The organism is Pseudoalteromonas 'SMAR' (assembly GCF_048515945.1).
GTDB lineage: Bacteria > Pseudomonadota > Gammaproteobacteria > Enterobacterales > Alteromonadaceae > Pseudoalteromonas.
Genome location: NZ_JBLWMW010000060.1, coordinates 1 through 2,849 on the forward strand (window position 1 = coordinate 1; position 2,849 = coordinate 2,849).

The following is a 2,849-nucleotide window of genomic DNA, read 5'->3' on the forward strand; positions in this document are numbered from 1 at the left end:
ATGTAATCAATATTATTATTGCCGGTTTACCTATGGTCTATGGCATGGGTCTAATCAGAGAAATCACTTTGTCACAACGGGTTGAGTTAACAGAAATGGCAGCCCGCGATCCACTCACTAAGCTCTACAACCGCCGTTTTGCAAAAAAATTAATCACTGCTGCACATCAAAAGAGCATAGAGCTTGAGAGCAGTCTTTGTATTGTTATGGCTGACATCGATAAGTTTAAAAGTATTAACGACAATTATGGCCATGAAAAAGGTGATACGGTGCTCGTTAATGTTGCAAGACTCATTCGCCAATTTATTGATGATGACGATATAGCGGTACGCTGGGGTGGTGAAGAATTTTTAATTTTATTAACCAATACAGATGCAAAGCAGGCCTTTACAAAAATTGAAACCTTACGGTTAAAAATCGCCGAACTAGAAGCGCATCATGAATTCCCCGATCTCAATGTCACTATGAGTTTTGGGCTTATTGAATGGCAACCGCTCGCTTCAATAGAAAAAATGCTACAACACGCTGATGAAGCGCTGTATAAAAGCAAGCACGCAGGACGAAACCAAACTACCATTGCTAAAGGTCAACGCCCTGCTTTCAAAGATGCTGATGCGGTTAATTAACCGCATCGATAGTGATACTGTGGGCAATCTCTTGTGGCAATAATGGCGTTAAACCATTACTAACATAATCGTTAAACCCGGCACGATAAAATTCTGACAATGGATGCCCCGATTGCCCACCCGGAATAGCCATTATCGCTTTATCTAAGTGCCCAGGTTGAACAATAAAGCGCTGTGAAGCACCAAAGCTACGTCCTTGCACCGAAGGCATAAAAGTATCACCAAACCCAGGCTCCGTAGGCATATTCAATAAGCTTTTCAGTGCGGGTATTTGCTTGGCAAATGGGTGCTCAATCACTAATTCGTTAACCTTGCCCCACTCCCAGCTATGCGGGTTGTTACCGTATTGCTCGGTTAGTTTAGTGATAACGCGGTCAAAGGCTCCTATCATTTGTTGTTGCCAGTTTGCATACTCAGGGTTTAACCATGCCTGAGGCTGCGCTTCGATAAGTTGCCAAACAGCAGGTTCTAAGTCTCGTTTTACTGGTTTTAAGCTACTATCGAGAGCTTTTAGCTTATTCTCTAACGGGCTAAATAAGCCGTTAATCACTTCACTGCGGTAGCGCTTTACTAAGGTGTAGCCAATTGAGTCGCTACAAGCACACGCCTGCCAATTATTTAGCTCTTTTAAATACAGGGCATATTTATCGCCTGCAGTGCTAAGCTGTTTGACCAGCAGTTTATGCCAAGCCTTTAAGAAACGCGCTTCGTTATCATGTTGTAAGTCATAAAAATCTTGTTCGTTGAACTGTTGTTTTTCAAATAAGCGGTCGCGAATTTGTGCCGAGCGAGCCCCCATGGCATAAGCACCATTACCAAAGCGCTGGTCATCCTCTGCGGAAACAACTCGTGAGTTGCCCGTCCATAAACGGCCACTTTCTGGGTTTTTAACAAATGGACGCTGGGTTTCGTTTTCGTGCCACTGTGCAGGATACGCTTGCTCAGCCACAGCTAATTGATGGGGCTCTTTACGGGCAGGCACGGCTCCCATATTCTTCCAAGCTGCATTACCTTTATCATCAACAACCATCAGATTTTGTACAGGAATACCCACCTCAGCAGCAAGCGCTAGTGCATCATCAACCGTGTTTGCTTGCTCAAGCTTAAGTAACTCCATATCAACCGCATACTCATGGTGGGCAACCCAACTTAGCGCATAAGGTTTGCCGTTGATTTCTGTAACTGGGCCATACTCACTCATGGTTAAAGCGTAATTTTCGCTGTTGCCGTCATTGAGTAAGATAGGTTCATCTACCTGCCAGGTTTTCTCTTTACTCTCAAGAGCTATCCAGTCGGCTGTATCTAGATAACCATTGGTGAATCCCCAAGCTATCTTATTATTGGTACCAACAACAATGGCAGGAGCCCCTGGTAGTGACACACCGGTGATTTGCTGCATTTCACCATTGAGTGGGTAATTGAGCTGGGCACGGTACCAAATGATTGGCACAGCAAACGATAAATGCATATCGTCAGACAGCATTGCAGCACCTGTTTCAGTTAACTGCCCAGTAACCGCCCAGTTATTACTGCCAAGTTCCTTTCGGTCTGCAATGTCAGTCATAGCCCATTGAGCGTCTTTGAGATTAGGAATACCGCCGTTATAAGGCGCTAATTGGCTATTATCGAGTGCCGCTTGATAAAGGCTAGGCTGAGTAATAAAGTCAACCATCGCCTTACCATATAAATCTTCGATTTCGATCAGTGTTTTGTCGCGCTCAAAGGTGGCCGTTTGTAAATCTAAATACATACTAAAAATGATTAGTAAGCTGTCTTCGCTTTGCCAAGGTTTTGCTTCAGCGCCAGTCAGTAAATATTCAAAGCTATCGAAACCCACTTGCGCATGGCCCTCATTAACCCCATTAGCGTAGGCTTTTAATAGCGCTTTATCTTTTGTAGGTAACTGCGCAACAGCAATCTGACTACGTTTACGTAGCTGATGAAAACGCATTTTTTTATCAAGCTCAACAGCTGCTTTACCAAATAACTCACTAAGCTCACCAGCTGCATTGCGGCGCAATAAATCCATTTGAAAAAATCGGTCTTGGCCATGAGCAAAACCAAGCGCATAGGCTGCATCTAACCGGTTTTCGGCATGAATAACAGCCTGTCCTAAGGTATCTCGTTCAATCTTAACTGATTGCGATATAGCGTCGCTTTTACCGCGGCCATCAAGTGCCGGTAAACTTAAGTTTAATACGCCATAAACAAGCCCCGTTGCGA

The 2,849-nt window shown here is 44.2% G+C and carries 2 protein-coding genes; one reads left to right on the forward strand and one right to left on the reverse strand.

What is annotated here, in order from left to right; translation table 11 throughout:
• Positions 1-626: GGDEF domain-containing protein (locus tag ACNKW2_RS17500; RefSeq protein WP_419149705.1), on the forward strand; the 626-nt coding region annotated here is incomplete at its 5' end.
• Here the strand turns inward: ACNKW2_RS17500 and ACNKW2_RS17505 are convergent.
• A partial coding sequence (locus ACNKW2_RS17505; RefSeq protein WP_419149706.1) for a penicillin acylase family protein occupies positions 619-2,849 on the reverse strand: 2,231 nt, incomplete at its 5' end. The two genes, ACNKW2_RS17500 and ACNKW2_RS17505, sit on opposite strands and share 8 nt — an antisense overlap.